22 protein-coding genes, 1 tRNA gene and 1 pseudogene are annotated in these 25,846 nt (G+C 72.3%); 12 read left to right on the top strand and 12 right to left on the bottom strand.

The window, feature by feature from the left end:
- Positions 1-54: 54 nt before the first annotated feature.
- The 3 genes and pseudogenes from IEJ02_RS22120 to IEJ02_RS22125 all read right to left on the bottom strand — a co-directional run bounded on the left by IEJ02_RS22120 (position 55) and on the right by IEJ02_RS22125 (position 4,535).
- Complete coding sequence (locus IEJ02_RS22120) at positions 55-2,829, bottom strand: SUKH-4 family immunity protein (protein WP_498067079.1); 2,775 nt, start codon at positions 2,827-2,829, stop codon at positions 55-57.
- A gap of 519 nt (positions 2,830-3,348) precedes the next feature.
- Positions 3,349-3,552: pseudogene (locus IEJ02_RS51395) on the bottom strand (SUKH-4 family immunity protein); the annotation flags it as partial.
- A 5-nt stretch (positions 3,553-3,557) separates the two neighbouring features.
- Entirely contained in the window at positions 3,558-4,535 is a 978-nt protein-coding gene (locus tag IEJ02_RS22125) for an HNH endonuclease (RefSeq protein WP_191066440.1), read from the bottom strand.
- Between the two features lie 196 nt (positions 4,536-4,731).
- Between IEJ02_RS22125 and IEJ02_RS22130 the strand changes: the two genes are divergently transcribed.
- Both IEJ02_RS22130 and IEJ02_RS22135 read left to right on the top strand, forming a co-directional pair.
- Positions 4,732-5,253, top strand: a complete 522-nt coding sequence (locus IEJ02_RS22130) for a YwqJ-related putative deaminase (protein WP_137979261.1) — start codon at positions 4,732-4,734, stop codon at positions 5,251-5,253.
- A gap of 173 nt (positions 5,254-5,426) precedes the next feature.
- Positions 5,427-5,906, top strand: coding sequence for an SUKH-3 domain-containing protein (locus tag IEJ02_RS22135; RefSeq protein WP_191066441.1), 480 nt, complete (start codon positions 5,427-5,429; stop codon positions 5,904-5,906).
- A 121-nt stretch (positions 5,907-6,027) separates the two neighbouring features.
- Here IEJ02_RS22135 and IEJ02_RS22140 read toward each other — a convergent pair whose 3' ends face one another.
- On the bottom strand, positions 6,028-7,659 hold the full coding sequence (locus IEJ02_RS22140) for a sensor histidine kinase (RefSeq protein WP_191066442.1): 1,632 nt from the start codon (positions 7,657-7,659) through the stop codon (positions 6,028-6,030).
- Positions 7,660-7,815: 156 nt separating this feature from the next.
- On the opposite strand from IEJ02_RS22140, the gene IEJ02_RS22145 reads away from it, so the two are divergent.
- From IEJ02_RS22145 to IEJ02_RS22175, 7 genes are all read left to right on the top strand, one after another.
- Positions 7,816-8,709, top strand: coding sequence for a hypothetical protein (locus IEJ02_RS22145; RefSeq protein ID WP_223864226.1), 894 nt, complete (start codon positions 7,816-7,818; stop codon positions 8,707-8,709).
- 28 nt (positions 8,710-8,737) lie between these two features.
- Positions 8,738-8,809 (top strand) — tRNA-Gln (locus IEJ02_RS22150).
- 117 nt (positions 8,810-8,926) lie between these two features.
- A complete protein-coding gene (gene glmU, locus IEJ02_RS22155) occupies positions 8,927-10,384 on the top strand; it encodes a bifunctional UDP-N-acetylglucosamine diphosphorylase/glucosamine-1-phosphate N-acetyltransferase GlmU (protein ID WP_191066444.1) in 1,458 nt (485 codons plus the stop codon).
- Positions 10,385-10,455: 71 nt separating this feature from the next.
- A complete protein-coding gene (locus tag IEJ02_RS22160) occupies positions 10,456-11,433 on the top strand; it encodes a ribose-phosphate diphosphokinase (RefSeq protein WP_191066445.1) in 978 nt (325 codons plus the stop codon).
- Positions 11,434-11,655: 222 nt separating this feature from the next.
- Positions 11,656-12,255, top strand: a complete 600-nt coding sequence (locus IEJ02_RS22165) for a 50S ribosomal protein L25/general stress protein Ctc (protein ID WP_137979258.1) — start codon at positions 11,656-11,658, stop codon at positions 12,253-12,255.
- Positions 12,256-12,343: 88 nt separating this feature from the next.
- Positions 12,344-12,934 carry an aminoacyl-tRNA hydrolase gene (gene pth / locus IEJ02_RS22170; protein ID WP_191066446.1) on the top strand — a complete coding sequence of 197 codons (591 nt, stop codon included), beginning with the start codon at positions 12,344-12,346 and terminating at the stop codon, positions 12,932-12,934.
- 69 nt (positions 12,935-13,003) lie between these two features.
- On the top strand, positions 13,004-13,522 hold the full coding sequence (locus IEJ02_RS22175; protein ID WP_191066447.1) for a hypothetical protein: 519 nt from the start codon (positions 13,004-13,006) through the stop codon (positions 13,520-13,522).
- 595 nt (positions 13,523-14,117) lie between these two features.
- On the opposite strand, the gene ppc is transcribed toward IEJ02_RS22175, so the two are convergent.
- A complete protein-coding gene (gene ppc / locus IEJ02_RS22180) occupies positions 14,118-16,838 on the bottom strand; it encodes a phosphoenolpyruvate carboxylase (protein ID WP_191066448.1) in 2,721 nt (906 codons plus the stop codon).
- Between the two features lie 247 nt (positions 16,839-17,085).
- On the opposite strand from ppc, the gene IEJ02_RS22185 reads away from it, so the two are divergent.
- Together IEJ02_RS22185 and IEJ02_RS22190 are read left to right on the top strand one after the other, a co-directional pair.
- Complete coding sequence (locus IEJ02_RS22185) at positions 17,086-18,066, top strand: acyl-CoA desaturase (protein ID WP_191066449.1); 981 nt, start codon at positions 17,086-17,088, stop codon at positions 18,064-18,066.
- Positions 18,063-18,776, top strand: coding sequence for a TetR/AcrR family transcriptional regulator (locus tag IEJ02_RS22190; RefSeq protein ID WP_191066450.1), 714 nt, complete (start codon positions 18,063-18,065; stop codon positions 18,774-18,776). The genes IEJ02_RS22185 and IEJ02_RS22190 overlap by 4 nt, the downstream gene beginning before the upstream one ends.
- A 21-nt stretch (positions 18,777-18,797) precedes the next feature.
- Here IEJ02_RS22190 and IEJ02_RS22195 read toward each other — a convergent pair whose 3' ends face one another.
- From IEJ02_RS22195 to IEJ02_RS22205, 3 genes are all read right to left on the bottom strand, one after another.
- The gene (locus IEJ02_RS22195; RefSeq protein ID WP_317985873.1) at positions 18,798-19,391 is read right to left on the bottom strand and encodes a Uma2 family endonuclease; all 594 of its coding nucleotides are present in this window, start codon (positions 19,389-19,391) and stop codon (positions 18,798-18,800) included.
- A gap of 181 nt (positions 19,392-19,572) precedes the next feature.
- Positions 19,573-19,935, bottom strand: coding sequence for a VOC family protein (locus tag IEJ02_RS22200; protein ID WP_191066451.1), 363 nt, complete (start codon positions 19,933-19,935; stop codon positions 19,573-19,575).
- Positions 19,932-20,756, bottom strand: coding sequence for a trans-aconitate 2-methyltransferase (locus IEJ02_RS22205; RefSeq protein WP_191066452.1), 825 nt, complete (start codon positions 20,754-20,756; stop codon positions 19,932-19,934). Before IEJ02_RS22205 ends, IEJ02_RS22200 begins: the two co-directional genes overlap by 4 nt.
- Before the next feature lie 134 nt (positions 20,757-20,890).
- Here IEJ02_RS22205 and IEJ02_RS22210 point away from each other — a divergent pair, with 134 nt between their 5' ends.
- Positions 20,891-21,388 (top strand): MarR family winged helix-turn-helix transcriptional regulator, encoded by a 498-nt coding sequence (locus tag IEJ02_RS22210; protein ID WP_014054422.1) that lies wholly within the window; start codon positions 20,891-20,893, stop codon positions 21,386-21,388.
- Here the strand turns inward: IEJ02_RS22210 and IEJ02_RS22215 are convergent.
- From IEJ02_RS22215 to galT, 4 genes are all read right to left on the bottom strand, one after another.
- Positions 21,347-22,237 (bottom strand): LuxR C-terminal-related transcriptional regulator, encoded by an 891-nt coding sequence (locus tag IEJ02_RS22215; protein WP_191066453.1) that lies wholly within the window; start codon positions 22,235-22,237, stop codon positions 21,347-21,349. The two genes, IEJ02_RS22210 and IEJ02_RS22215, sit on opposite strands and share 42 nt — an antisense overlap.
- 342 nt (positions 22,238-22,579) lie before the next feature.
- Positions 22,580-23,782: a galactokinase gene (gene galK / locus IEJ02_RS22220; protein WP_191066454.1), complete on the bottom strand. Its 1,203-nt coding sequence runs from the start codon at positions 23,780-23,782 to the stop codon at positions 22,580-22,582.
- Positions 23,779-24,756, bottom strand: a complete 978-nt coding sequence (gene galE / locus IEJ02_RS22225; protein ID WP_191066455.1) for a UDP-glucose 4-epimerase GalE — start codon at positions 24,754-24,756, stop codon at positions 23,779-23,781. The genes galK and galE overlap by 4 nt, the downstream gene beginning before the upstream one ends.
- Complete coding sequence (galT, locus tag IEJ02_RS22230) at positions 24,753-25,796, bottom strand: galactose-1-phosphate uridylyltransferase (protein ID WP_191066456.1); 1,044 nt, start codon at positions 25,794-25,796, stop codon at positions 24,753-24,755. The genes galE and galT overlap by 4 nt, the downstream gene beginning before the upstream one ends.
- Between the last annotated feature and the right edge of the window lie 50 nt (positions 25,797-25,846).

The raw sequence follows: 25,846 nt of genomic DNA on the forward strand, positions 1-25,846 counted from the left end.
GGGCGCCTCGATCGCCATTGGTTCCGGCGCGCGGTCAGGGCCGCGCGGGCGTACTTACAGCAGGCCGTCCCACATCTGCTCCAGCAGCACCGCCCACCAATTGTCCGGCGTGGACAGCGCCGCCGGGTCCAGACCCGCGAGCTGCGCCTGGAAGTCCACGGTCCAACGGCCCGCCTGGTCCGGCGTCAGCCCGTACCGCAGCCGCCACATGCGGCCCAGCAGCGCCATGCACCGCACGAACTCCGGCAGCCCGGTGTTCACGAACTGCGGCGGGGTCGGCTGGGGCGTCGCCTCCAGCGGCACCGCCACGATGTTCGCCGTGCCGTACTGCACACACAGCTGACGACCGAAGTCATTGCCCATGACCAGGTACGAACCCGCGTCCGGCGCGGACTGCACCCCGCGCTCCGCCGCCAGCTCCGCCAGCGTCGGCACCGGGCGGCCCGCCTGGGCCTGCGCCCAGAAGAACGGACCGAAGTCCAGCGGCAGCCCCGCCCACACCAGCGTCTGCGCCACCACCTCCGGAACGCCCATCCGCGACACCGCCCGCTGGTCGAAGCGGACGATGCCCTGCGGCCCGAACGCCTGGCCCAGCTCGTGCGCCAGCCCCTCCGGCGGCACCGGCGGAATCGGCTGCACCTGGCTGGGGTGCGGCAGCGGCACCCGGTTCGGCGCCGGACGGGCCGGGCCGTCCGCCACTTGGTGCAGCTCGCCCTGGTGCTCCAGCAGATGCCGTACGCCCTGCTGCCGGGTGGCGTGATCGCGCCCGTACGGAGCGGTGTGGCTGATCCGCACCTGCGGCCAGCTCTCCCGGATCATCCGGGCGCAGTAGCCACCGGGCAGATCACAGGACTCCAGCTCGGTGTGGAGCTCCAGCACCTGCTGCGGCGGGACGTTCATCGCCCGCAGCTCGTGCAGGATCTGCCACTCCGGATGCGGGGTCCCGGGCGCCGAACGGCGGATCAGCTGCTGCTCCGAACCGTCCTGGGCGCGGTAGCGCAGCACCGCCATATAGCCCGGGCCCACGGTCGGCTGACCGGGCGGCGGCGGCGGATACGCATAGCCGGGCGGCGGCGCCATCCCCGGCGCGGGCGCGCCCGGAGGCGGCGCCAACCCCTGAACGGGAGCGCCGGCGGGCGGAGGCATACCGGGGGCGCCCGGCGCGCCGGGGGCGCCGGGACCGCCCGGGTACGGCGGTCCGGCCGCGCCCGGCGGGGGCGGCGGCGTGTGCGGACCACCCGCACCGGGGACACCGGGTGGGCCGGGCGGCTGCGGGCCGGACGGGGCACCCTGGCCCGGAGCGCCGGGAGCGCCGGGCGGCTGCGGGGCGCCGGGAGCACCGGCAAGCATCGTCGCGGCAGCGTGCACACCACCACCGGGCGCACCCGGAGCACCCGGCGGAGGCGGCGTCTGCCCACCACCCTGCCCACCAGGAGCACCAGGGGTGCCATGGGCACCCGGCGCGCCAGGAGGACCAGGCGGGCCGGGAGGTCCGGGGGGACCGGGCGGACCGGGCGGCTGCGGGGTGCCCGGGGGCGGGGTCTGGCCACCGGGCGCACCCGGACCACCCGCGAGCATCGTCGCGGCAGCGTGCACACCACCACCGGGCGCACCCGGAGCACCCGGCGGAGGCGGCGTCTGCCCACCACCCTGCCCACCAGGAGCACCAGGGGTGCCATGGGCACCCGGCGCGCCAGGAGGACCAGGCGGGCCGGGAGGTCCGGGGGGACCGGGCGGACCGGGCGGCTGCGGGGTGCCCGGGGGCGGGGTCTGGCCACCGGGCGCACCCGGACCACCCGCGAGCATCGTCGCGGCAGCGTGCACACCACCACCGGGCGCACCCGGAGCACCCGGCGGAGGCGGCGTCTGCCCACCACCCTGCCCACCAGGAGCACCAGGGGTGCCATGGGCGCCCGGCGCGCCAGGAGCACCCGGCGCACCGGGCCGGCCGGGCGGCTGCGGGGCGCCGCCGAGGCTGTCGGAGTCGAGCTGCGAAACCAGCTGCGTCGGTACGTACCCCCCAGCCGGGGCGCCGGGGGCACCCGGCCCGGACGGCGCGGGCGGCGGGGGCGTGGAGTCCGCACCCGGCCGGGCGCCGGGCGCACCCGGAGCACCCGGCGCACCCGGAGCACCCGGCGTCCCCGGAGCACCCGGCGTCCCCGGCGCCCCGGGCGGCGGAGGCGTCGGACCGCCGCCCGCCTTACGGGTGGCGGCGCCCGCGATGTCACTCGCGTTGGGATCGGCGCCCGGACCGGTCCCGGGCCCGCCCCGCTGCTCGGGGAAGTCGAGGGATGGGGCGATGGCCGTGGGCGGCAGCGCGCTGCCGCCGGACATCAACTCGGTCTTGGCGTCCGGACGTATGCCCGGCGCCGGGGTGTCCTCGTCGTCCGAGCCCGCGAGCGGCGGGGCGAAGACCGTGGCGGGCGGGGCGACCGAGCGGTCGTCGTCATCGTCGCCCTTGATGTCCGTACCGGCCCACGGCGTACCGCCGCCCGGCGTGGCCGCGTCGTCGGCCTGGCCACCCGAGGAGGGCGTACCGGCGCCCGGCGTGGGCGGGGCCCACGGGCTGCCGCCACCGGGCGGGGGCGGAGGCGGCGCGTTCCGCCAGCCCTCATCGCCGGACGGGGCACCCGGCGCGGGCGGGCCGTCCTGCGGCCGGTCGGCCGCGAGCGGACGCGCGACTCCATCGGACGGCCAGTCGTCCACGGCCCCGCCCCGGACCCGGGGCACACCCGGAACCGGCCCACCGTGAGCAGGCGCACCCGGAACCGGCCCAGGCGGAGCGGGCGCCCCCGGCACGGGCGCGGGCGGAGCGGGCGGCGCGCCCAGCGCGCTGTGCGGCGCGTCCGGCCCGGCGCTCCGCGCCCCGCCGTCCGACGGCCAGTCGTCCACGCCCGGAGCCCTGTGTCCCGAGGCGCTGTGTCCCGAGGCGCTGTGTCCCGGCGCCCCGGGCCCGGCGGCCCCGGACCCCGGCCCACCGGCCGACCGCCAGTCGTCCTCCGGCGGCAACGGAGGTGAAGCGGCACCAGCTGCCGACGGGGCAGGCGGAGCCGGAGGCCCGGAAGAACCCGAAACCGGCGCGGAGGCAGCGGAACCACCGGACGCAGCAGCGGCATCCGGCTCCGCCCCCGCCCGCTGCTCGGGAAGGTCCAGCCGCCCCTCGGACCGGCTGCTCATCGCGTCCGCCGCCTCCTGCAACCACTCCGGCGGAGTGAGCAGGAAGGACGTCGCGTTCAAGTCGATGCGCTGCTGGCGCCCGGTGGTGGACTCGTCGCGGGAGCCGTCGGTCGTGCCGTACCGCTCCTCGTAACGGCGGATCACCTCGCCCACCGGCAGCCCCGGCCACAGCGTGGTCTCGCCGCTGTCGCGGGCGATCACCATCCGCGTGCCCTCGGCGCCGCTGCCCGAGACCGGTCCGTCCGGGCGGTCCTCGGCCCAGACCACGAAGCCCAGGTCGAACTCCCGGACCCGCGCCTCGCGCTGCTGATAGGCCGGTACATCGCCGTTGATCCAGAGTTCCGCGCGCTCCTGCGCCTGTGCGAAGGTCACCATCGCGCTCACCCCTCCACCGGGACGGCGTACGCGAATCCACCGTCCACCATCAGGTTCGCCACGGTCTCGAGCTCCGGCGGATTGCCCGCCAGCCGGAGCAGGAAGGCGTCGAAGTCGTCGCCGCACGGCAGCAACAGCCGCTCCACCCGCTCCTGGACCGTCCAGCCGTCACGGTCCCGCGCGTCGTCATACGCACAGAACCACACCGAGCCGATCCCGTCACCCTTCACCTTGACCGCGATCACCCCGCCCTGGACGAAGCCGACGCCCAGATAGTCCTTGGTGAAGTGGTCCCGCAGACACTTGTTGATGTAGACGAGGTCATTGACCGCCGCCTCGTCGCGCACCGTGAAGAAGGGCTGGTCGATCAGCAGCCCCAGCTCCGGGTCGAGCGCCGTGCCGACCGGTGCGCAGCCGCCCGCCGCCTTGAGGAAGGCGCGGTACGACTCGGGCAGCCGGTAGCCGAGGTCCTCCTCGACGCCGAGCACCTGCTCCTCGGTGACCGAAATGCCCCGCAGCGGCAGGCCCACGTGCATCGGCCGGGTCTCCTGCAGCGGGCGGGTGCCCCGCTTCTCCTGGTCGACCTGCGCCGTGGCGAGCCCGCCGTGGTGCCGCAGCAACGCCTTGACCTCGACCGGTATCAGCTCCATGCGCCGGGTGCCGACGACGTGGTGCCAGGTCCAGCCGTGCGGGGTGGCCACCGCCGACGCCCCGTTCCACAGCTCGTGACCGGTGGCGTGCAGCGCCGCGTTCGCCGAGACGTAGTCCGTCAGCCGGAGCTCGTCGACGCCGAACCCCTCCGGGGGCTCGGCGATTTCGGCGGCCGCGCGCGCATACGGCGAGAAGTCCGGAAAGCCGTTTTCGTCCACGCGGACACCCTTGGGGTGGCGCGCGGCCCGGACGGGATCCGGGAAGTGCACGACCTGCCCGGCGTAGGCCGTGTTCGGTGGCGCGGCATGCTGCCCGAGCCGACCTGTCGTCATGGCGGTTGCCCCCTGCTGATGCTGGCTACTGGGCACAGCCTATGCGGTGTCGCAACCGGCCGAACCGGGCGGCCACCCGCCCCCAGCGGCCCCTCGCTCCCCACCAGGTCGTTCAGGCCCGGACTACCGCAGCGCCCGCGGGATTTGGCAATCTGATCATTGCAACCGGGGGATTGCACAGGGAGGGATCCACCACATGCACATCACGCAGAGCAACGGAGGCGGCGACGGCGCCACCGCCGCGGCCGGCGACCCCCGGCTGAGATGGAGCAGCGTCGACCCCGACGCCGGCCCACCGCCGCTCCACCGCCGCCGCGACGGCATCCTGCCCGCCGTCGCGGCCGCGCTGTCCGTCCGCGGCGAGACGCTGACCTGCACCGGGGGCAAGGCCGACCAGCCGCCGACACTCCATCCGCTGGTGCGGGAATTCCTCGACGCGCTCGCCAGCGGCCAGCGTGAACGATTCACCGGGCGCTGCCCCGAGGCGATCCTGCTCTCCCGCCACCTGGCGAACGTCGAGGCCGGCCGCTCCAAGCGCGCCTCCCGCAAACCGCTCACCCAGGGTGAGGCCCGCCGCTCCCTCAAACAGGCCAAGCTCACCACCCGCCGGATCCGGGAGGCGGGCGACCCGCAGCACGGCAGCTACGCCCCGCCCTGTCTGTCCTGTGCCGCGCTGCTGGCGCATTTCGGCGTACGGGTGGTGGGTGAGAGCACGTGAGCCAAGCACATCAAGCACCACAGGCCCCGCAGGCACCCCAGGCACCACACACCCCGCAGGCACCACATGCCTCGCAGGCACCACACACCTCGCAGGCACCGCAGACGGCCCAGGCCCCGCCGGGAACGCCGACCCGGCAGCCGACGCGCCCGGCCCGGCGGCCGATCGACCGCATGGACGTCACCCGCTTCTCCGTCGCCGTGGACGCCGCCCTGCGCGAGGCGGGCTGGCAGCCCGGCCGCTGGGACATGCGGCGCGCCGAGGCCTGGGCCGACACCCTGCGCGCCCACACCTCCCCCGCGGGCCACCGGCACGCCGTCTTCCCGGCGGCGGTCGAGGCGTGGGCGGAGTTCGGCGGGCTGCACGTCCAGCCACCCGGGGCGGGCCGCGAGATCGCCCCGACCCCCTTCCGCATCGACCCGCTGCACGGCCTCCACCTCGCCCGCACCCTCGGCGACCTGGGCCGGGCCCTGGAGACGGAGGTGAGCCCGCTGGGCGAGGAGGCGGACGGGCAAGCGGTGCTGACCATCGACGCGGAGGGGAGGGTCTACAGCCTCGACCACACCGGGGACTGGTACCTCGGCCCCACCCTGGACGCCGCCCTCAGCACCCTCGTCACAGGCGCGCTCCCGGCCAGACTGACGCGTGCGTGAGGCGCCCCGAAGGGGCGCGGGGCTGTGTCGATGCGCGGCCCCGCCGCGTGGGCGTGGGCGCGACCAGCCACGACGGCGCCGCAGACGAACCACGGCAGCTCAGGGCACTTCCGCGGAACGCTCAGGCGCTCTTCGCCCGCTCCACGCCCCCGCGGCGCCCCTCGGCCGCGGCGCGGTCCGCACGAGCCGCCCCGTCCGTGTGATCCGCGTCATTCGGACGATCCGTACGGCCGGGGCGGTCCGTACGGCCAGGGCCATCCGTACGGCCGGGGCTATCCGTACGGCCAGGGCTATCCGTACGGCCAGGGCCGTCAGGCCCGTCCGCCCCGTCCGGGATGACCGCCGACACCCGGAAGCCACCCGCCTCCGTGGCCCCCGACACAAAGCCCCCGCCGAGCGTCGAGACCCGCTCCCGCATCCCGACCAGGCCGTTCCCCCCGCTCGGCAGCCCCGCGTCCGCCGCGCCGCGCTCCGACGGCCCGTTCTCCACCAGGACCGCGATCTCGGCGGTGCGGTGCGCCACCCGCACCCGCGCGCTCGCGCCCGGGGCGTGCTTGTGGACGTTGGTCAGCGCCTCCTGGACCACCCGGTACGCCGTCTGCTCCACCGGAGCCGCGTACCGCCGCTCCTCGCCCTCGACCGAGAGCTCCACCGCCATCCCCGCCGCCCGGGACTGCCCCACCAGCGCCTCCAGCTCCGCCAGCCGCGGCCCCCCGGCCACCTCCACGCCCTTCCCGGCCGCCCCCGCGGCCTCGGCGGCCTCCGCGGCGGCCGAGGCAGCCGCCGCCACCGCCGCCAGCGGCCTCTCCTCGGCCGAGGACCCGGCGGCGTCGGCGGCATCGGCGGCATCGGCGGAGGAAGACCCGGCGGAGGACGAGGACCCGGCGGCAAACGCCACCCCCGCCCCCGCCGGGGCCCGCAGACCGTCCTCGGACCGCAGCACCCCCAGCATCTGCCGCAGCTCCGTCAGCGCCTGCCGCCCCATGTCGCCCACCAGCGCCGCGTTCTTCGACGCCTTCTCCGGATCCTTGAGCGCCACCGCCTGCAGCGCCGCCGCGTGCACCACCATCAGGCTCACCCGGTGCGCCACCACGTCGTGCATCTCCCGCGCGATCCGGGTCCGCTCCTCGTTACGGGCCCACTCGGCCCGTTCCTCCGCCCGCTCCGCGAGCAGCGAGAGCTCCCGCTCCAAACCGTCCGCCCGCTCCCGCAGGCTCTCCACCAGCCGCCGACGGGCCCGGACGTACAGCCCCAACAGCACCGGCGGGGCGGTCAGCCCCAGGGTGAGCACCATGGCGAACATCGGGGCCTCCCACACCGAGGTCCCCAGACCGCTCTGCGGATTGCCCCGGCGAAAGCCGATCACCGTGACGAGGAAGCTGCCCACCGCCGCCATCCCGGCCAGCACCGCCGTGATCCGGCGCGGCACCTCGGACGAGGCGAGGGTGTAGAGCCCCACGAGGCCGAGCAGCAGACCCATTTCGGCGGGCGTGACCGCGATCGATATCAGCACCACGGCGATCGCCCAGCGGCGCCGCAACACCAACGTGGCCCCGACGAGCATCCCGATCAGCACCCCGACGGCCACCGGGATCCGGGCCTCGTGGGCGAAGCTGACGCCCTCGACCGCGCACTCGATCGACGACGCCACGGCGAGCAGGACGTCGAGCCCCATGCTCCGCCGCCGCGCCCACCACCACGGCCCCGCGGGCGCGCCCCGCGCGCCCGCCGCCTCTTCCCCCGTCGAACTCATAGCGACCAGCCTACGGCCGGGCGCCAGCGCTTTTCCCGGTGACACGGCGGCGCAGAAGAGACTCGAACACCAGGCAAAACCACCCATTTAACTCGAACGAATGAATCGCTCACGTTTTCGCCCAGTCGCGCCCGGATGGCGAACGACCCTGTGACCATGAGCGAACCACGGCGCCGCGACGGCGACAGCGTGGGCGGCCTGCTCGACGGGACGACCACGTTCGAAGAACTCAGAGAACGGGCGATCGCATTACGGAGGGAGGGGCTGAGCCGCAGACAGATCCGCGACCGGCTGAAGGTGAGCAACAACGACATCCTGAACCGCCTCCTGGAGGGCGAGCCGCCGCCCGAGTGGACCAAGCGCCCCAACGCCAAGGACGACCTACGGGCCAGGGCGCGCGAGATGCGGCTCCAGGGGATGACCTACGACAGGATCCAGCTGGAACTGGGCTGCTCCAAGAGCTCCATCTCCCTCTGGGTCCGCGACCTGCCGAAACCGGACCGCCCGCCCCGCACCCCGGAGGAGGCGTCGGCGATCGCCAAGCGGGGGTGGGAGGCGACGATGCGACGGCGGGAGATCGAGCGGCAGCAGACGAAGCTCTCGGCGGCACGGGAGATCGGGACACTCACCGACCGCGAGCTGTTCCTGGTGGGCGTGGGGTTGTACTGGTCCGAGGGCGGCAAGAGCAAGCCCTACAGCCTCAGGGAAGCGGTCATCTTCATCAACAGCGACCCCGACATGATCCAGCTCTATCTCGCCTGGCTCGCTCTGCTCGGCATAGAACCGGCACGGTTGCGCTTTCGCGTGATGATCCACGAATCGGCCCAGGTGGCGGAGGCGGAGCGATACTGGGCGGAGACCATCGGCGTGGACGTCACCACCCTGGAACGGACAACACTGAAGAAGCACAACCCGAAGACCGTCCGCAAGAACGTCGGCGAGGGATACCGAGGGTGTCTGGTGGTCCGCGTTCTCCAAGGAGCTGACCTATACCGTCGCATCGAAGGCTGGTGGTACGGCATAGTGGTGGGGGCCAGGTCGACGATTTAGCGGTTGTCCGATTTGGCACCTTTTGCCATCCCCTGTGGTGTAATGGGCAACACGTGGCGCTTTGGACGCTTTGTTCCAGGTTCGAGTCCTGGCAGGGGAGCTCTAAGTTCGGGTCCTGACCGACCGGCACCGCCCGGCTCGGGACCCTCCTTCCTTTCCGCCCGGAAACCTCTCGGTATCCTGCGGGTGTCCACCCCCGAAGCCGAAGGGCACACCCGTGAGCGCCAACCGCCCGGCAGCCGTCGTCGTCCTCGCAGCGGGTGAGGGCACCCGCATGAAATCGGCGACCCCGAAGGTTCTGCACGCCCTCTGCGGCCGCTCCCTCGTCGGGCATGTCGTCGCCGCCTCCCGCGAGCTCTCCCCCGAGCATCTCGTGGTCGTGGTCGGCCACGCCCGGGAGCAGGTCTCCGCGCATCTGGCCGAGATCGACGCCGAGGTGCGCACCGCCGTTCAGCACGAGCAGAACGGCACCGGGCACGCCGTACGGATGGGCCTGGAGGAGCTGTCCGACAGCGGGGTCGCCCTCGACGGCACCGTGATCGTCGTCTGCGGCGACACCCCGCTGCTGACGGGCGAGACGCTCCAGCGGCTCGCCGCGGCCCACGACGCCGAAGGCAACGCCGTGACCGTGCTGTCCGCCGAGGTCCCCGACGCCACCGGCTACGGCCGGATCGTGCGGGAGGACGCGACCGGCGCCGTCACCGCGATCGTGGAGCACAAGGACGCGACCGACGCGCAGCGCGCGATCCGCGAGATCAACTCCGGGGTCTTCGCCTTCGACGCCCAGTTGCTCACCGACGCCCTCGGCAAGGTGCGCACCGACAACAGCCAGGGTGAGGAGTACCTCACGGATGTGCTCGGCATCCTGCGCGAGGCCGGGCACCGGGTGGGCGCGTGCGTGGCGGGCGACCACCGCGAGATCGTCGGGATCAACAACCGCGTCCAGCTGGCCGAGGCCCGCAGGCTGCTGAACGAGCGGCTGCTGGAGCGGGCGATGCTGAGCGGGGTGACCGTCGTCGACCCGGCCACCACCTGGATCGACGTGACCGTCACCTTCGAGCCGGACGCGCTGGTCCACCCGGGCACCCAGCTGCTGGGGGCCACCCACCTGGCCACGGACGCCGAGGTCGGGCCGGACTCCCGGCTCACCGACACCACCGTCGGCCGGGGCGCGGTCGTCTCGTTCACCGTCGCGCAGGGCGCGGAGATCGGCGCGGGGGCGAACGTGGGGCCGTACACATATCTGCGCCCCGGGACCCGGCTGGGGGCCAAGGCCAAGGCCGGCACGTACGTGGAGATGAAGAACGCCACGATCGGCGAGGGCACCAAGGTGCCGCATCTGTCGTACGTGGGCGACGCGACGATCGGCGAGCAGACCAACATCGGCGCCGCCAGTGTCTTCGTGAACTACGACGGTGTGAACAAGCACCACACCACCATCGGCAGCCACTGCCGGACCGGGGCCGACAACATGCTTGTGGCTCCCGTCACGATCGGGGACGGCGCTTACACCGCCGCCGGATCGGTCATCACCAAGGATGTGCCCCCGGGCTCGCTCGCCGTCGCACGTGGACAGCAGCGGAACATCGAGGGCTGGGTCGCCCGCAAGCGTCCCGGAAGCGCCGCGGCACGAGCCGCCGAGGCCGCTCGTCGGGAGGACGAGGGTCAGCCGTGACATGTGCACAGGTACGCCGTGCGGGGCGTACGGTGAGAAGTGCACCAAAGTGACATCCAAGGAGACTTGTTGTGACCGGGATCAAGACGACCGGCGAGAAGAAGCTGATGCTCTTCTCCGGCCGCGCCCACCCCGAGCTGGCCGAGGAGGTCGCCCATGAGCTGGGCGTCAGCTTGGTCCCGACCAAGGCATTCGACTTCGCCAACGGCGAGATCTACGTCCGCTTCCAGGAGTCGGCGCGCGGTGCCGACTGCTTTTTGATCCAGAGCCACACGACTCCGATCAATAAGTGGATCATGGAGCAGCTCATCATGATCGATGCGCTGAAGCGGGCCTCCGCGCGCTCGATCACGGTGATCGTTCCGTTCTACGGCTACGCCCGTCAGGACAAGAAGCACCGTGGCCGTGAGCCGATCTCGGCGCGGCTGGTCGCCGACATGCTGAAGACGGCGGGTGCCGACCGGATCCTCACGGTCGATCTGCACACCGACCAGATCCAGGGCTTCTTCGACGGCCCGGTGGACCACCTGTTCGCGCTGCCGGTGCTCGCGGACTACGTGGGCGCCAAGGTCGACAAGTCCAAGCTCACCGTGGTGTCGCCGGACGCCGGCCGGGTGCGGGTGGCGGACCGCTGGTGCGACCGGCTGGGCGCGCCGCTGGCGATCGTGCACAAGCGGCGGGATCCGGACGTGGCCAACCAGGTCACGGTGCACGAGGTGGTCGGCGATGTGCGGGGCCGGGTGTGTGTGCTGGTCGACGACATGATCGACACCGGTGGCACCATCTGCGCGGCGGCGGAGGCGCTGTTCGCGAACGGCGCGGAGGACGTGATCGTGACCGCCACCCATGGTGTGCTGTCGGGTCCGGCCGCGGACCGGCTGAAGAACTCCAAGGTCAGTGAGTTCGTCTTCACCAACACCCTGCCGACCCCGAACGAGGTGGAGCTGGACAAGGTGACCGTGCTGTCGATGGCGCCGACGATCGCCCGCGCGGTCCAGGAGGTCTTCGAGGACGGCTCGGTGACCAGCCTGTTCGAGGAGCATGCGTGACCGGCTTAACCTCCCCGGACCGGACGTAGAGGCCACTCCCGTGAGGGGGTGGCCTCAGCCGTTGGCTCCGGGCGCTCTCGGCCATTGGTAGAATCGTGGGGTTGCTCGGCGAGGGAGGCCGCTTCTTACCGCGGCTGTCCGTTATCGACGCGCTCTTCGTAGCAGGTCTGTCGTGGGCCGGGTGACGCCCACACACCGTAAACGATCTACGAGGAGTGCCCCATGGCCGAGGTCAAGATCTCCGCTAAGCCCCGTACCGAGTTCGGCAAGGGTGCCGCCCGTCGTGCCCGTGCCGCCGAGCGCGTTCCCGGCGTGGTCTACGGCCACGGCGTCGAGCCGCTGCATGTCACGCTGCCGGCGCACGACCTGCTGATGGCGCTGAAGACCCCGAACGTGCTGATCCGTCTGGACGTCGAGGGCGGCAAGGACGAGCTGGTCATCCCGAAGGCCGTGCAGCGTCACCCCATCAAGATCGGCGTGCTGGAGCACGTCGACCTGCTGCTGGTGCAGAAGGGCGAGAAGGTCACCGTCGAGGTGCCGATCCACATCGAGGGCGACCTGGCCCCGGGTGGCAACCTGCTCGAGCACCTGCTGAACGCCCTGCCGGTCGAGACCGAGGCGACCCACATCCCGGAGTCGGTCACCGTCTCCATCGCGGGCCTGGACGCGGGTGCCACCATCCACGCCAAGGACATCACCCTCCCGGCGGGCACCACGCTGGCCGTCGAGGAGGACGTGGCCGTGCTGCAGGTGGTCGCCGCCCAGGCCGAGGCCCCGGCCGAGGAGGGCGCCGAGGGCGAGGGCGAGGGCGCCGAGGCGTAATCTGCGGCTGCTCCCTTTTCGCTTCTCCGGCCGCCGTCCCGCCCCCTGGGGTGCGGGGCGGCGGCCGTCCTCAAGGAGAGACATCCAGATGACGGACGACACGAGCCCCTGGCTTGTGGTGGGCCTCGGCAACCCCGGTGGCAGTTACGCGGGCAACCGCCACAACGTCGGCTTCATGGTGGCCGATCTGCTGGCGGAGCGGATGGGGGCCCGTTTCAAGGCGCACAAGTCGCGGGCCCAGGTCGTCGAGGGCCGGGTGGGTCCGCCGGGACCGGCGAGCCGCCGCGTCGTGGTCGCCAAGCCGATGTCCTTCATGAATCTCTCGGGCGGTCCGGTGACCGCGCTGCGCGACTTCTACAAGGTGCCAGTGGGTCATGTCGTGGCCGTCCATGACGAATTGGACATCGATTACGGGGCGCTGCGGTTGAAGATCGGCGGGGGTGACAATGGCCACAACGGGCTGAAGTCGATCACCAAGTCGCTGGGGGCGGACTACTGCCGGGTGCGCTTTGGGATCGGCCGTCCGCCGGGCCGTATGGATGTCGCGGCGTTCGTCCTGAAGGACTTCTCCGCTGCGGAGCGCCGGGAGTTGGACTACTTCGTGGACCGTGCGGCGGATGCGGTGGAGACGCTCATCGCGGACGGGCTGGAGCGCGCGCAGGGGACGTACAACTCCTGAAAAACGCCGTTCGCCCGTTTGTTCGGCGGAAGGTTGACCGGCGGGCCGGGGATGGCGAGGATCGCCGCCATGGCTTCCACCGGTGTGACCAAGCGCAGCCGTACGCGGCGGGCGGGCGAGAGCGCGTACGGGTTCCTGTTGCTGGCGAAGAACGTGGCAATGGCGCTCGTCGCGCTGCTGGTCCTGGTCGCCGGGGTGTGGTCCTCCTGGGGCGACGCCAAGCCGTCCATGCTGACCAAGGGGCTTGAGCGCGGCACCGTCACGGTCTCCGACTGCGGCGACGAATGGTGCACCGGCTCCTTCACTCCGGCCGACGAGGGCGGCGAGTCCCGTGGCCGGGTGCGGATCGACGAGGCGGTCACGAACGGGACGGGCGACCGGGTGCCGGTGACCCTCAAGCCCGGCACGGACCACGCCGTCCGCACCGGTGCCGCCGGCATCCTCCACGCCTGGGTCCCCTTCGGCGGCTCCCTCCTCCTCACCTCCCTGATCGTCGCGGGCGGCCTCGGCCTACGCCGCACGGGCTGGGCCATGGGCCTGCTGGGCGCGGCGCTGTTGGGCGCCTCCTTCGCCACGCTTACGCTGTAGCGCTCACCGGGTCCCCCGCTGGGTCTTGGCTCGCTCTTCGTCCCGGGACCACCCCGCCGTCGTGGTGCGACCGCCCCGCGGCTCGGGCAGTTCGGCACCGCCGAACACCGCTGTGAAGGTCCTCGCCGTCGCGGCGGGAAAGAAAAGCCGCACCCGGCAGAGAAACCCCATCCCCAGCAGGGAAACCGTGCCGCGCAACGCCGGAGCGCACGCAGCGAAGACAGCCCACGGACGGACCAACCTGGTGCACACCCCAGGACCCCACCCACCATGGTGCGACCGCCCCGCGGCTCGGGCAGTTCGGCGCCGCCGAACCCCGCCACGAGGGTCCTCGCCGTCGCGGCGGGAAAGAGAAGCCGCCGTCGCGGCGGGGAAGGGGGCGCGGTGGGGCGCCGGAGGGCGCTGCGCGCCCGGCTTCCGCCGGGGGCCGGTGGCCGCGCATCGACGCACCGATCAGCGGCTTTGCTGGGCAGCGGCGCAGCCTGCTGCCCAGCGGGGGCCGGGGGCGGAGCCCCCGGGGAACTCATTACCCACACACCCGGGGTGGGGCCACGCTCCCGAGGGGAGCGGGGCCCCACCCCGGGTCACGCCGTCGTCAGCCCGTGTTGCGGAGGCCCGCGGCCACGCCGTTCACCGTGAGGAGGAGGGCGCGGGCGAGCAGGGGGTCGGGGTCCTCGCCCCGCTCGCGCGCGGTGCGCTGCCGGTGGAGCAGCGTCACCTGCAGATACGAGATCGGGTCGAGGTAGGCGTCCCGGACGTGGAACGTCTGCTTCAGCACCGGGTTGGAGTCGAGGAGTTCCCGCTCACCGGTGATCCGCAGCACCTCCCGCACCGTCAGCTCGTGCTCCTCCTGGATCACGTCGAAGACATGCTTCAGCTCATCCGGCACCAGCGTGTCGACGTAGTGCCGGGCGATCCGCAGATCCGTCTTGGCCAGCGTCATCTCGACGTTGGACAGGAAGTTGCGGAAGAAGTGCCAGTGCTGGTGCATTTCGTCGAGGACGCTGTCGAGTCCGGCCTCGCGGGCGGCCTTGAGGCCGGAGCCGACGCCGAACCAGCCGGGGACGATCTGCCGGGACTGGGTCCAGCCGAACACCCACGGGATGGCCCGCAGTCCGTCGAGGCCGGCGCCGGAGTCGGGGCGGCGGGAGGGCCGGGAGCCGAGGTGGAGCTCGGCGAGCTGGTCCACCGGCGTGGAGGCGAAGAAGTACGCGGGCAGGTCGGGGTCGTCGACGAGCTTGCGGTAGGCGTCGTGCGCGGCTTCGGAGACGGTTTCCATGGCCGCGTCCCAGCGGGCGAGCGCCTCGTCCGACTGGCGCGGGGCGGTGTGCAGGGCGGACGCCTGCAGCGTGGCGGCCACCGTCAGCTCCAGGTTCTCGCGGGCCAGCGAGGGCACGAGGTACTTGTCGGAGATGACCTCGCCCTGCTCGGTGACCTTGATCTCGCCCTCGAGGGTGCCCCACGGCTGCGCGAGGATCGCGTCGTGGGTGGGGCCGCCGCCGCGGCCGACGGTGCCGCCGCGGCCGTGGAAGAGCCGCAGCCGTACGCCGTGCCGGTGGGCGACGTCGCGCAGCAGCCGCTGGGCGCGGTGGATCTCCCACTGGGAGGTGGTGATGCCGCCGAACTTGGAGGAGTCGGAGTAGCCGAGCATGACCTCCTGGACGTCGCCGCGGAGGGCGACGAGCCGCCGGTAGGAGGGGTCGGCGAGCATCTCGTCGAGGAGCTTGTCGGCGATCTTCAGCTCTTCGGTGGTCTCCAGCAGCGGAACGATGCCGATCTTGGCCCAGCCCGCGTGGAGGTCGATCAGCCCGGCCTCGCGGGCGAGGACGGCGGCGGCGAAGACGTCGTCGGAGCCCTGGCACATGGAGATGATGTAGGACTCGACGATCTCGGGGCCGAAGCGCTCGAAGGACTCGCGGATGGTGTGGAAGACGCCGAGGGTCTTGGCGCCCGCGGCGTCCAGCGGCGCCGGGGTGGGGGCGAGGGGGCGCCGGGAGCGCAGTTCCTTGGCGAGCAGCTTGCGGCGGTAGTCGCGCGGCATGTCGGCGTAGCGCCAGGACTCCTCGCCGAGCCGGTCGAAGAGCTGGCCGAGGGCGTGGTGGTGGGCGTCGGCGTGCTCGCGGACGTCCATGGTGGCGAGCTGGAGGCCGAAGGCGGCGAGGGTGCGGATGGAGCGCTCGAGCCGGCCGTCGGCGATGAGCCGGCCGCGGTGGGCGCGCAGGGAGTCCTGGATGAGGTGGAGGTCGGCGAGGAGTTCGCCGGAGCCGAGGTAGTCGCGGCCGGGCTGGTGCGGGGTGTCCCCGGCGAGCCGCTCGCGGGTGTTGACGAGCTTCTGTCGCATGCAGGTGGCCTTGAGCCGGTAGGGCTCCTCGGCGTTGAGCCGCTTGTAGCGCGGGCTGATCTCGGGCAGCAGTTCGAGGTCGCGCTGGAGGGAGGCGAGCAGTTCCTCGGAGGCGCCGGTGTTGCGGATGGAGCTGGAGAGCGCGGCGCGCAGCTCGTCGACGATCTCCAGCGCGTCGGTGATGCCGTGCTCGTGCTGGAGGATCAGGACGTCGCGGGTGACCTCGGGGGTGACGTTGGGGTTGCCGTCGCGGTCGCCGCCGATCCAGGTGCCGAAGGTGAGCGGGCGGGTGGTGGCGGGCAGCTCGACGCCCACGCGCAGCAGCTCCGCGGTGAGGTCTTCGAGGACGTCGCCGACGGCACCGGCGTGCAGCTCGTCGAGGTAGTAGATGGCGTTGCGGGCCTCGTCGGCGGGCTCGGGGCGGGCGACGCGCAGCTCGTCGGTCTGCCAGAGCAGGTCGATGCTCTCGGCGAGCCGCAGGTCGGCGCGGCGGGCGTCGCCGCCGACGGCGAGGGTGTCGAGCAGCTCGGCGATGCGTCGGAGCTTGGTGAGGACGGTGCGGCGGGCGGCCTCGGTGGGGTGGGCGGTGAAGACGGGGCGCACGCCGAGGTTGGCGACGGTCTCCCGGAGGTGCTCGGGGTCGGCGTCCTTGAGCTGGTCGGCGGTGCGGGCGAGGATGCCGCCCTCGGCGGCGCGGCGGGCGCGCAGCTCGCGGCCGCGGTGCACCTGCTCGGTGACGTTGGCCAGGTGGAAGTAGGTGGAGAAGGCGCGGACCAGCTTGGCCGCGGTCTCGAGGTCGGTGGAGCCGAGCAGTTCGGCCGCGGCCTCGCCGTCACTGCGGGTGAGGGCACGGACGCGCTCGACGAGTTCGAGGAGGTCGGGTCCCTCCTGTCGGACGAGGGTCTCGCCGAGCAGGTCGCCCAGACGGCGGATATCGGCGCGCAGGGCGGCGTTGGTGTGGTCGGCACTGCTCACAGGTGCGGGCTCCTTGCAGTGAACGGGGTTCGAAGCGCGGCGTCAGAGCGGGCACGGCGGGCGCCGCGGGCTGCTGACCCGGTGCTTTCGGCCATGTGCGGACCGCGCTGTCCGACGCTCACCAGGATAGGCGGCACGACCCTGGGTGAGACCAGAGCCCTATTGCCCCGCTTCCCGGCCCTGCCATACTTACGACGCCGTAGGTTACGGATCCGTAGCCATGCCCCCGAGCCCCACGAGGGATCCCATGACTGCAAGCCCCGACGTGGTCAATGACACGCCGAAGGCCCAGGAGGCCCCGCTTCCCTCCGCCACGCTCGGCGGGGACAGCAAGCGCTCCATCGAACAGATCACCCTTCTCCTGTTCATCACCGTCCCCTTCGTCGCGCTGGTCGCGGCCGTTCCCCTGGCCTGGGGCTGGGGGGTCAGCTGGCTGGATCTGGCGCTGCTGGTGTCGATGTACTACATCGGCTGCCACGGCATCACGATCGGCTTCCACCGCTACTTCACCCATGGCTCGTTCAAGGCGAAGCGGCCGCTGCGGATCGCGCTGGCGATCGCGGGGTCGCTGGCCGTGGAGGGACCGCTGGTCCGCTGGGTGGCCGATCACCGTAAGCACCACAAGTTCTCCGACGCGGAGGGCGACCCGCACTCCCCGTGGCGGTACGGCGAGACCGTTCCGGCCCTGCTGAAGGGGTTGTGGTGGGCCCATATCGGCTGGATGTTCGATGAGGAGCAGACGCCGCAGTACAAATACGCACCGGATCTGATCAAGGACGGCGCCATCCGGGCGATCTCCCGGCAGTTCGTGGTGTGGACCGTGATCTCCCTGATGCTGCCGCCGGTGATCGGCGGACTGGTGACCTGGTCCTGGCAGGGCGCGGCGACCGCCTTCTTCTGGGGGTCACTCGTCCGGGTGGCTTTGCTGCACCATGTGACCTGGTCGATCAACTCGATCTGCCACGCGGTGGGCAAGCGCCCGTTCAAGTCGCGGGACCGTTCGGGCAATGTGTGGTGGCTCGCGGTGCTCTCGTGCGGCGAGTCCTGGCACAACCTGCACCACGCGGACCCGACCTGCGCCCGGCACGGGGTGATGCGGGGGCAGCTGGACTCCAGCGCCCGGATCATCCGCTGGTTCGAGAAGGCGGGCTGGGCGTATGACGTCCGGTGGCCGAGCCAGGACCGTATCGATGCCCGCCGTCAGAAGGAGACCGCCGGAGCGGCATGATAGAGGGCGTGGCGACCGACAGTAATACCAGCGGTGAAAAGGACCGGCCGCGCCGGATCTCCGGCCGGTCCTCCGGATCCGGGACCCGGCGGCCCCGCCGGGTCCGGATGACCGGCAAGGAGCGCCGGGAGCAGCTGCTGGACATCGGTCGCACGCTCTTCGCCGAGCGCGGATTCGAGGGCACCTCGGTGGAGGAGATCGCGGCGAAGGCCGGGGTCTCCAAGCCGGTGGTGTACGAGCACTTCGGCGGCAAGGAGGGGCTGTACGCGGTCGTGGTGGACCGCGAGATGCGGCGGATGCTCGACATGGTCACCACATCGCTGACCGCGGGCCACCCGCGGGAGCTGTGCGAGCAGGCCACCTTCGCCCTGCTGGACTACATCGAGGAGTACACGGACGGCTTCCGCATCCTCGTCCGCGACTCCCCCGTCGCCCAGTCGACGGGCACCTTCGCCTCCCTGATCAGCGATATCGCCACCCAGGTGGAGGACATCCTGGGCCTGGAATTCAAGGCCCGCGGCTTCGACCCCAAACTGGCCCCCCTCTACGCCCAGGCCCTGGTGGGCATGGTCGCCCTGACCGGCCAGTGGTGGCTGGACGTCCGCAAACCCAAGAAGGCCGAGGTCGCCGCCCACCTGGTGAACCTGGCCTGGCACGGCCTGGACGGCCTGGAGCAGAAGCCCCGCCTGATAGGCCACCGCAAGAACTGACGACGGCCGGGCCCGGTGCCGCTATGGCCTGACGATGGCCTCTCCGATGACGAAACCCTTCGCGGGACCATCGGGAATGACGGCATCGGTGCCGTACGGGACGCGGTGCTCGTCGGTGTAGACGGCCTTGTCGGGGTCGGGTGCGGTGAGGATGACGACCGTGCCGTCGCCGTCGAAGTCGTCGATCAGGACGTACAGCGGGATGCCCGCGCGGGCGTACGCCCGGCGCTTGCGCTCCCGGTCACGCGACTGGGCTTCCCGGCCGGGCGAGACCACCTCGAAGACGGCCCGGACGCCGCTCGCGTCCACTCCGAGATCTTCCTCGTCGGGGATCTCGTCGAGGTCCTCGGGGGCGATGAAGAGGTCGGGGACCCACACCTTGCGGCGGTGGATGACATGGGCGCCTTGGTAGCCGGCATGGTCGCCGCCGATCAACTGGGACGTCAGAGCGAGACGCAATCGGTTGACGACCACAGCATGGCGTCGTCGGCGTGGGGGCGACACCTCGATGGCCTCATCAATGATCTCGGCGCGGAAACCCTCGGGCGGCGCCATGGCCTTCCACGCCTGCCAGACCAGCCCATCAAGGATGTCCGGAACCGGACGGTCGGTCACGGTGATCCCTCCTTCCCGCCGTCACCGGCGACACCGGCGACACCGGCGACACCGGCGACACCGGCGACACCGGCGACACCGGCGACACCGGCGACACCGGCGACACCGGCGACACCGGGACACTATGGGCCGTAGGGGGACGGCGGGCCGGAAGCCGGGCCGATCACCCGATCGGGTGGTTTCACCCGATCGGCTCCAGGAACTCCAGCCGGTTCCCGACCGGGTCCTCGGAGTAGAAGCGGCGGTGCCCCGGCAATTTCTCGTCCCAGACGACTTCGGCGCCATGCCCGGCGAGGCGGGCGGCGAAGGCCTCCATGCCGACGACCCTGAGACCCGGGTGCGCCTTGCGGGAGGGGCGGAAGTCCGGGTCGATGCCCAGGTGCAGCTGGACCGGGCCGCAGGCGAACCACAGGCCGCCGTTGGCCGCGAGGGCGGCCGGTTTGGGGATCTCGGTCATGCCGAGCACCTCGCCGTAGTAGGTGCGCAGGGCGGGTTCGCTGCCGGGTGGGGCGGCGAGTTGTACGTGGTCGAGGGCTGTGATCACCGCTGGGCCTTGTGGGCGACGATGAAGATGCGGCGGAAGGGGAAGGCCGTGCCGTGGGGGGTGGAGGGGTAGGCGTCGCGGAGGAGGGCGGCGTAGGTGGCCAGGAAGCGGTCGCGGGCGGGCGGGTCGTCGGCGAGGGCGGTCAGGACCGGGCGCAGGGCGGTGCCCTTGACCCAGTCGAGGACGGGGTCGGGGCCGGTCAGGACCTGCACATAGGTGGTCTCCCAGGCGTCGACCTCGCAGCCGAGCGCGGCCAGGCGCTCCAGGTATTCGGTGGGCTCCAGGACGCCACCGGGGTCGCGGACGCGGTCGGCGAGGCGGGCGCGCCACTCGGGTGCGTTGCACAGGTCGCGCAGCAGGGTGTGGCTGGGGGCGGTGAAGTTGCCGGGGACCTGGAAGGCGAGGGTGCCGCCGGGGCGCAGTCCGGCCAGCCAGGTGGGGAAGGCGTCGGGGTGGCCGGGGACCCACTGGAGGGCGGCGTTGGAGACGATCAGGTCGTAGGGCTCGTCCGGCGCCCAGTGCCGCACATCGGCCTGCCGGAGGTCGAGGCGGCCGCCGCCGGTGGTGGGGCCCGCGAGGGGCTGGGCCTCGGCGAGCATCTCGGCGGAGCTGTCCAGGCCGGTGACCTGGGCGTCGGGCCAGCGGTCGAAGAGCAGGGCGGTGACGTTGCCGGCGCCGCAGCCCAGGTCGGCGATGCGGGGCGGGCGGCCGGGGTCGGTGGGCAGCTCGGGGACGCGGGCCAGCAGGTCCAGGAAGGGGCGGGTGCGGTGGCCGGCGTGGCGCAGATACTGCCGAGGGTCCCAGTTGGGCGCGGTGGTCATGGGCGGTCCCCCTGCGGGTACGGTCGATACGAGACGCCGGGATCACTCCTGCGCGTCCCGGCGCCTTACCGTGCTCCACATTATCTCTTGATGTCAAGAGACTTCATGTCGACAGACCCACTACACTGATCGCCATGGAGGACGAGGTCGATCGGCTGGTCGCGGCGTGGCGGCGGGAACGCCCCGACCTCGATGTGGAACCGCTCGAAGTGCTCAGCCGGGTCAGCCGGCTCGCCCGCCATCTCGACCGGGCACGGCGGATCGCCTTCGCCGAGCACAATCTGGAGCCATGGGAGTTCGACGTCCTGACCTCGCTGCGCCGGGCCGGGCCCCCGTACCAGCTCTCCCCCGGGCAGCTGCTGACCCAGACCCTGGTCACCTCGGGCACCATGACCAACCGCATCGACCGGCTCGCCAAGAAGGGGCTGGTCGAGCGGGGGCCCGACCCCAGTGACCGGCGCGGTGTGCTGGTCCGGCTGACCGCCGAAGGGCGTGACCGCGCCGATCAGGCACTGGCCGGGCTGCTGGACCATGAGCACGCCATCCTGGCCGAGCTCTCCCAGGCCCAGCGCGCCGAACTGGCCGCGCTGCTACGCCAGCTGACCGCCCCGTTCGACAATCTCCCCGGCTAGGTCGACCGGGCCCACACCGGCCCGCCGGGCCAGCGCCACGGCCGCGAGCGTGGAGTGCACACCCAGCTTGCCCAGCACATTCTGCATATGGGTGCGGACGGTGTGCGGGGAGAGGAAGAGCCGCTCGGCGACGGCCTTACGGCCGAGCCCGGCCACCATGCAGCGCAGCACCTCCCGCTCACGCGGCGTCAGCGACTCGACCAGGCGCTCGCTTTCGGTGCGGTGCTTACGCGCGGCCGTCAACTCCCGCAGGACGCCGGTGAGCAGAGCGGGCGGCAGATGGGTCTCCTCCCGCAGCACCCCCCGGATGACCGCGAGCAGCCGGACCAGTGAGCAGTCCTTGGCGACCCAGCCGGACGCCCCGGCCTGGAGCGCCGCCGCCGCGCGGCGCGGATCGTCGCGCTCGGCCAGCACCACGGTGCGCACCCCCGGCTGGGCGGAGCGGACCGCGCCGACGAGCCATATGCCGTCGGCCGCCCGGCCGTTCACCGCCCGGGCTGGCCCGCCATGGGCCGCACCGCGCGGCCCGCCATGAGCCCCACCATGAGCCCCACCGTGCGCCCCGCCATGGATGCCGTTGTGCGCCGTGCCGTTCGCCCCGCCGTACGGCAGCTCGGCCGGCGCCGGAAGCGGCGGCCCCACACCGTCGGCGGCCGTGCCCAAGTCGGCGTCGACCAGCAGGACGTCGAAGCGGCGCCCCTCCGCCGCTCCGCGCTCCAGACAGCGCAGCGCCGCCGGACCGCTTCCGGCCGCCGCCACGTCCACGTCCTGCTCCGCCGCGAGGGCGGCCGCCAAGGACTCGGCGAAAATACGATGGTCGTCGACCACGAGAACCCGAATACGTGCCACGGACAACCCCCCACGTCGCCGGATGAAAGATCCCGGATACACCGAGAAACAGTGCGGGTACGGCGCCCGGCGCGAGGTCATCACAACCCGCACGGCCGCCGCCGTGCCGTGATCGCTACCCCACCCCGGGCGTCGTACCTGACTGTCTCGCCCCCTGATAAGCGTCGGCCCCCACCGACGCTGTACTCAGAGTAAGGCCGTGGTCTCAGATAGGAAGCGGATTAGCGAAACTGACCGCTCTCGGCTGTTCACTGTGGGTTTCTTGTTCACTCTTGGGGACTAGGGGGTCCACGAGTGGCGAAACTTTACCGAAAGGCGATCGAGGGCCCGTGGGAATGCCCCCTACAGCCGTCGCGCCCCCGCACTGGGCACCGCCGGGAAGATCCGCGGCGCCCGGTGCCCGGCCGCGCCGAACGCCTCGGTCACCGCCTTGCTCACCGCCTCCGCGTCCTCCTCCGCCACCAGCACGATGGCCGAGCCGCCGAAGCCGCCCCCCGTCATCCGCGCCCCGAGCGCCCCCGCCGCGTTCGCCGTCTCCACGACCAGGTCGAGCTCGTCACAGGAGATCTCGAAGTCGTCGCGGCAGGAGGCGTGCCCGGCGGTCAGCACCGGCCCGATGGACCGGGTGTCCCCCGCGTCGAGCCGCTCGATGACCTCCTCCACCCGCCGGTCCTCGGTCACCACATGGCGCACCCGCCGCCGGGTGGCCGTGTCGCAGCCCAGCCGCTCCAGCTCGGCGAGCGTGGCGTCCAGCCCCTCGAAGGGGACGTCCCGCAGCGCCCGCACCCCGAGCGCCCGCGCGGCCGCCTCGCACGCGGCGCGCCGGCTCGCGTAGGCGCCGTCGCCCAGCTCGTGCTTGACGCGGGTGTCCACGACCAGCAGCCGCAGCCCCTCGGCCGCCAGGTCGAACGGCACCTGGCGCTGGGTGAGATCGCGGGCGTCGAGGAAGAGGGCGTGCCCCTCGGTGCAGCACGCCGACGCCATCTGGTCCATGATCCCGCAGGGCACGCCCACGAAGGCGTTCTCCGCGCGCTGGCACAGCTGGGCGATGCGCGGCGGGGTGAGCCCCAGCCCGTACAGGTCGTTGAGCGCGGTGGCCGTGACGACCTCCAGCGCGGCGGACGAGGACAGCCCGGCGCCGGTGGGCACGGTGGACTCGAAGTGCAGCTCCGCACCACCGGCCCCGCCCGTCAGCAGCCCCGCCTCGCGCAGCGCCCAGACCACTCCGGCCGGATAGGCCGCCCAGCCGCCGCGGTCGCCGCCGCCGGCGCCGCCCGCGACCGGCGAAAGCTCCTCGACCCGCAGCTCGACCACCCCGCCCTGGACATCGCCCGAGTGCAGCCGCAGCACCCCGTCGGTGCGCGGGGAGGCGGCCGCCAGGCAGGTGTGGGGCAGGGCGAGCGGCATCACGAAGCCGTCGTTGTAGTCGGTGTGCTCGCCGATCAGATTGACCCGGCCCGGCGCCGCCCAGACGCCGCCGGGCTCGGTGCCGTAGACCTCGCGGAACCCCGCCGTGACCCGCCCGGGGCCGTGCTCGTCCGTCACTGACTCTCCCTCCGCTGCGCGAACTCCCATGCGTCCGCGACGATTCCGGCCAGGTCGGCGCGGGTCGGGCGCCAGCCCAGGCGCTCCTTGGCACGCTCGGCGGAGGCCACCAGGACCGCCGGGTCGCCGCCGCGGCGCGGGGCGGCGATCTCCGGGATGGGGTGGCCGGTGACCTGGCGCACCGTCTCGATGACCTCGCGGACGGAGAAGCCGTTGCCGTTGCCGAGGTTGCAGATCAGGTGCTCACCACGGGACGCAGCGCCGAGGGCGAGCAGATGGGCGTCGGCGAGGTCGGCGACGTGGATGTAGTCGCGGACGCAGGTGCCGTCGGGGGTGGCGTAGTCGTCGCCGAAGACGGAGATGGCCTCGCGCTTGCCCTGGGCGACCTGGAGCACCAGGGGGATGAGGTGGGACTCGGGGTCATGGCGCTCGCCGTACGCCCCGTAGGCGCCGGCGACGTTGAAGTAGCGCAGGGAGACCGCGGCCAGGCCGTGGGCGGCGCACTCACCGCTGATCATGTGGTCGACGGCGAGCTTGCTGGCCCCATAGGGGTTGGTGGGCGCGGTCGGGAGGTCCTCGGTGATCGGGACCTGGTCGGGCTCGCCGTAGGTGGCGGCGGTGGAGGAGAAGACGAGGGTGCGCACCCCGGCGTCGCGCATCGCGGCGAGCAGCTCGGTGGTGCCGCCCACATTGTTGACCCAGTACTTCTCGGGGTTGGCGACGGACTCGCCGACCTGGGAGAACGCCGCGAAGTGCAGCACGCCGTCATAGGAGGGGTCGAGCCACTTGGCGGCGTCCTGGATGCGGCCCTCGACGAACTCCGCGCCCTCGGGGACCCCGGCCCGGTGCCCGGTGGACAGGTCGTCCAGCACCGTCACCCGGTGCCCGGCTTCGAGCAGATGCGCCGCGACCACGCTGCCGACATAGCCGGCACCGCCGGTGACCAGGTACTTCTTCTGCTGCGCATTGCTCACTTGCTCGCTACCTCTCGCAGTCGCTCGGCCGCGGCCTCCGGCGGCACATCGTTGATGAACACATTCATGCCGGATTCGGAACCCGCGAGAAACTTCAGCTTGCCGGAAGTGCGGCGGATGGTGAAAAGCTCGAGGTGAAGTGCGAATTCACCGCGGTCTGCCATGCGGTACGGCGCCTGGTGCCAGGCGGAGATGTAGGGCGTGGGCGGCTCACCCTCCCCGAAAATCCGGTCGAAGCGCTTCAAGAGTTCCAGATACATCTGTGGAAACTCTGTGCGCGCGGCCTCGTCCAGCGACGGCAGGTCCGGGACCCGCCGCTTCGGGTAGAGGTGCACCTCGTAGGGCCAGTGGGCGGCGTAGGGGACGAACGCGACCCAGTACTCGCCGTCGAGCACCACCCGGCGCCCGTCGGCCAGCTCATCGGCGACCACATCATCGAACAGATTCCGACCAGTGGCCTCACGGTGCTCACCGAGCGAACGGAGCATCAGCCGTGTACGAGGGGTCACAAAGGGATACCCGTAGATCTGGCCGTGCGGATGGCCGAGGGTGACGCCGATCTCCTTGCCGCGGTTCTCGAAGCAGAAGACCTGCTCGACGGCGGGGTGTTGGGCCAGCTCGGCGGTGCGGTCGGTCCAGGCGTCGAGCACCAGAGCGGCCTGTTCGGCGTCGAGGTCGGCGAAGGAGGCGTCGTGGTCGGAGGTGAAGCACACGACCTCGCACCGGCCCGAGTCCCCGGCCAGCGACGGGAAGCGGTTCTCGAAGACCACGACGTCGTAGTCGGAGGCGGGGATCTCGCTGTGCCGCCCCTCGCGGGAGGGGCACAGCGGGCATTCGTCGGCCGGCGGGTGGTAGGTGCGGGCCTGGCGGTGGGAGGCGATCGCCACCCGGTCACCGAGCAGGCGGTCGTGCCGGATCTCCGAGCGGGTCGCGATGGGGTCGAGCGGCCGCTGGTCGACGGCGTCGCGCACCGCGTCGTCGCGCGCGTCGTAATAGATCAGCTCGCGTCCGTCCGCGAGCCGCGTCGCCGTCTTCTTCACTCCGCCAGCTCCTGTCAGATGCACCCAACACAACTCAACATAATGAACCA

This window comes from Streptomyces sp. 5-10 (genome assembly GCF_014712245.1).
In the GTDB taxonomy this organism is placed as follows: domain Bacteria; phylum Actinomycetota; class Actinomycetes; order Streptomycetales; family Streptomycetaceae; genus Streptomyces; species Streptomyces violaceusniger.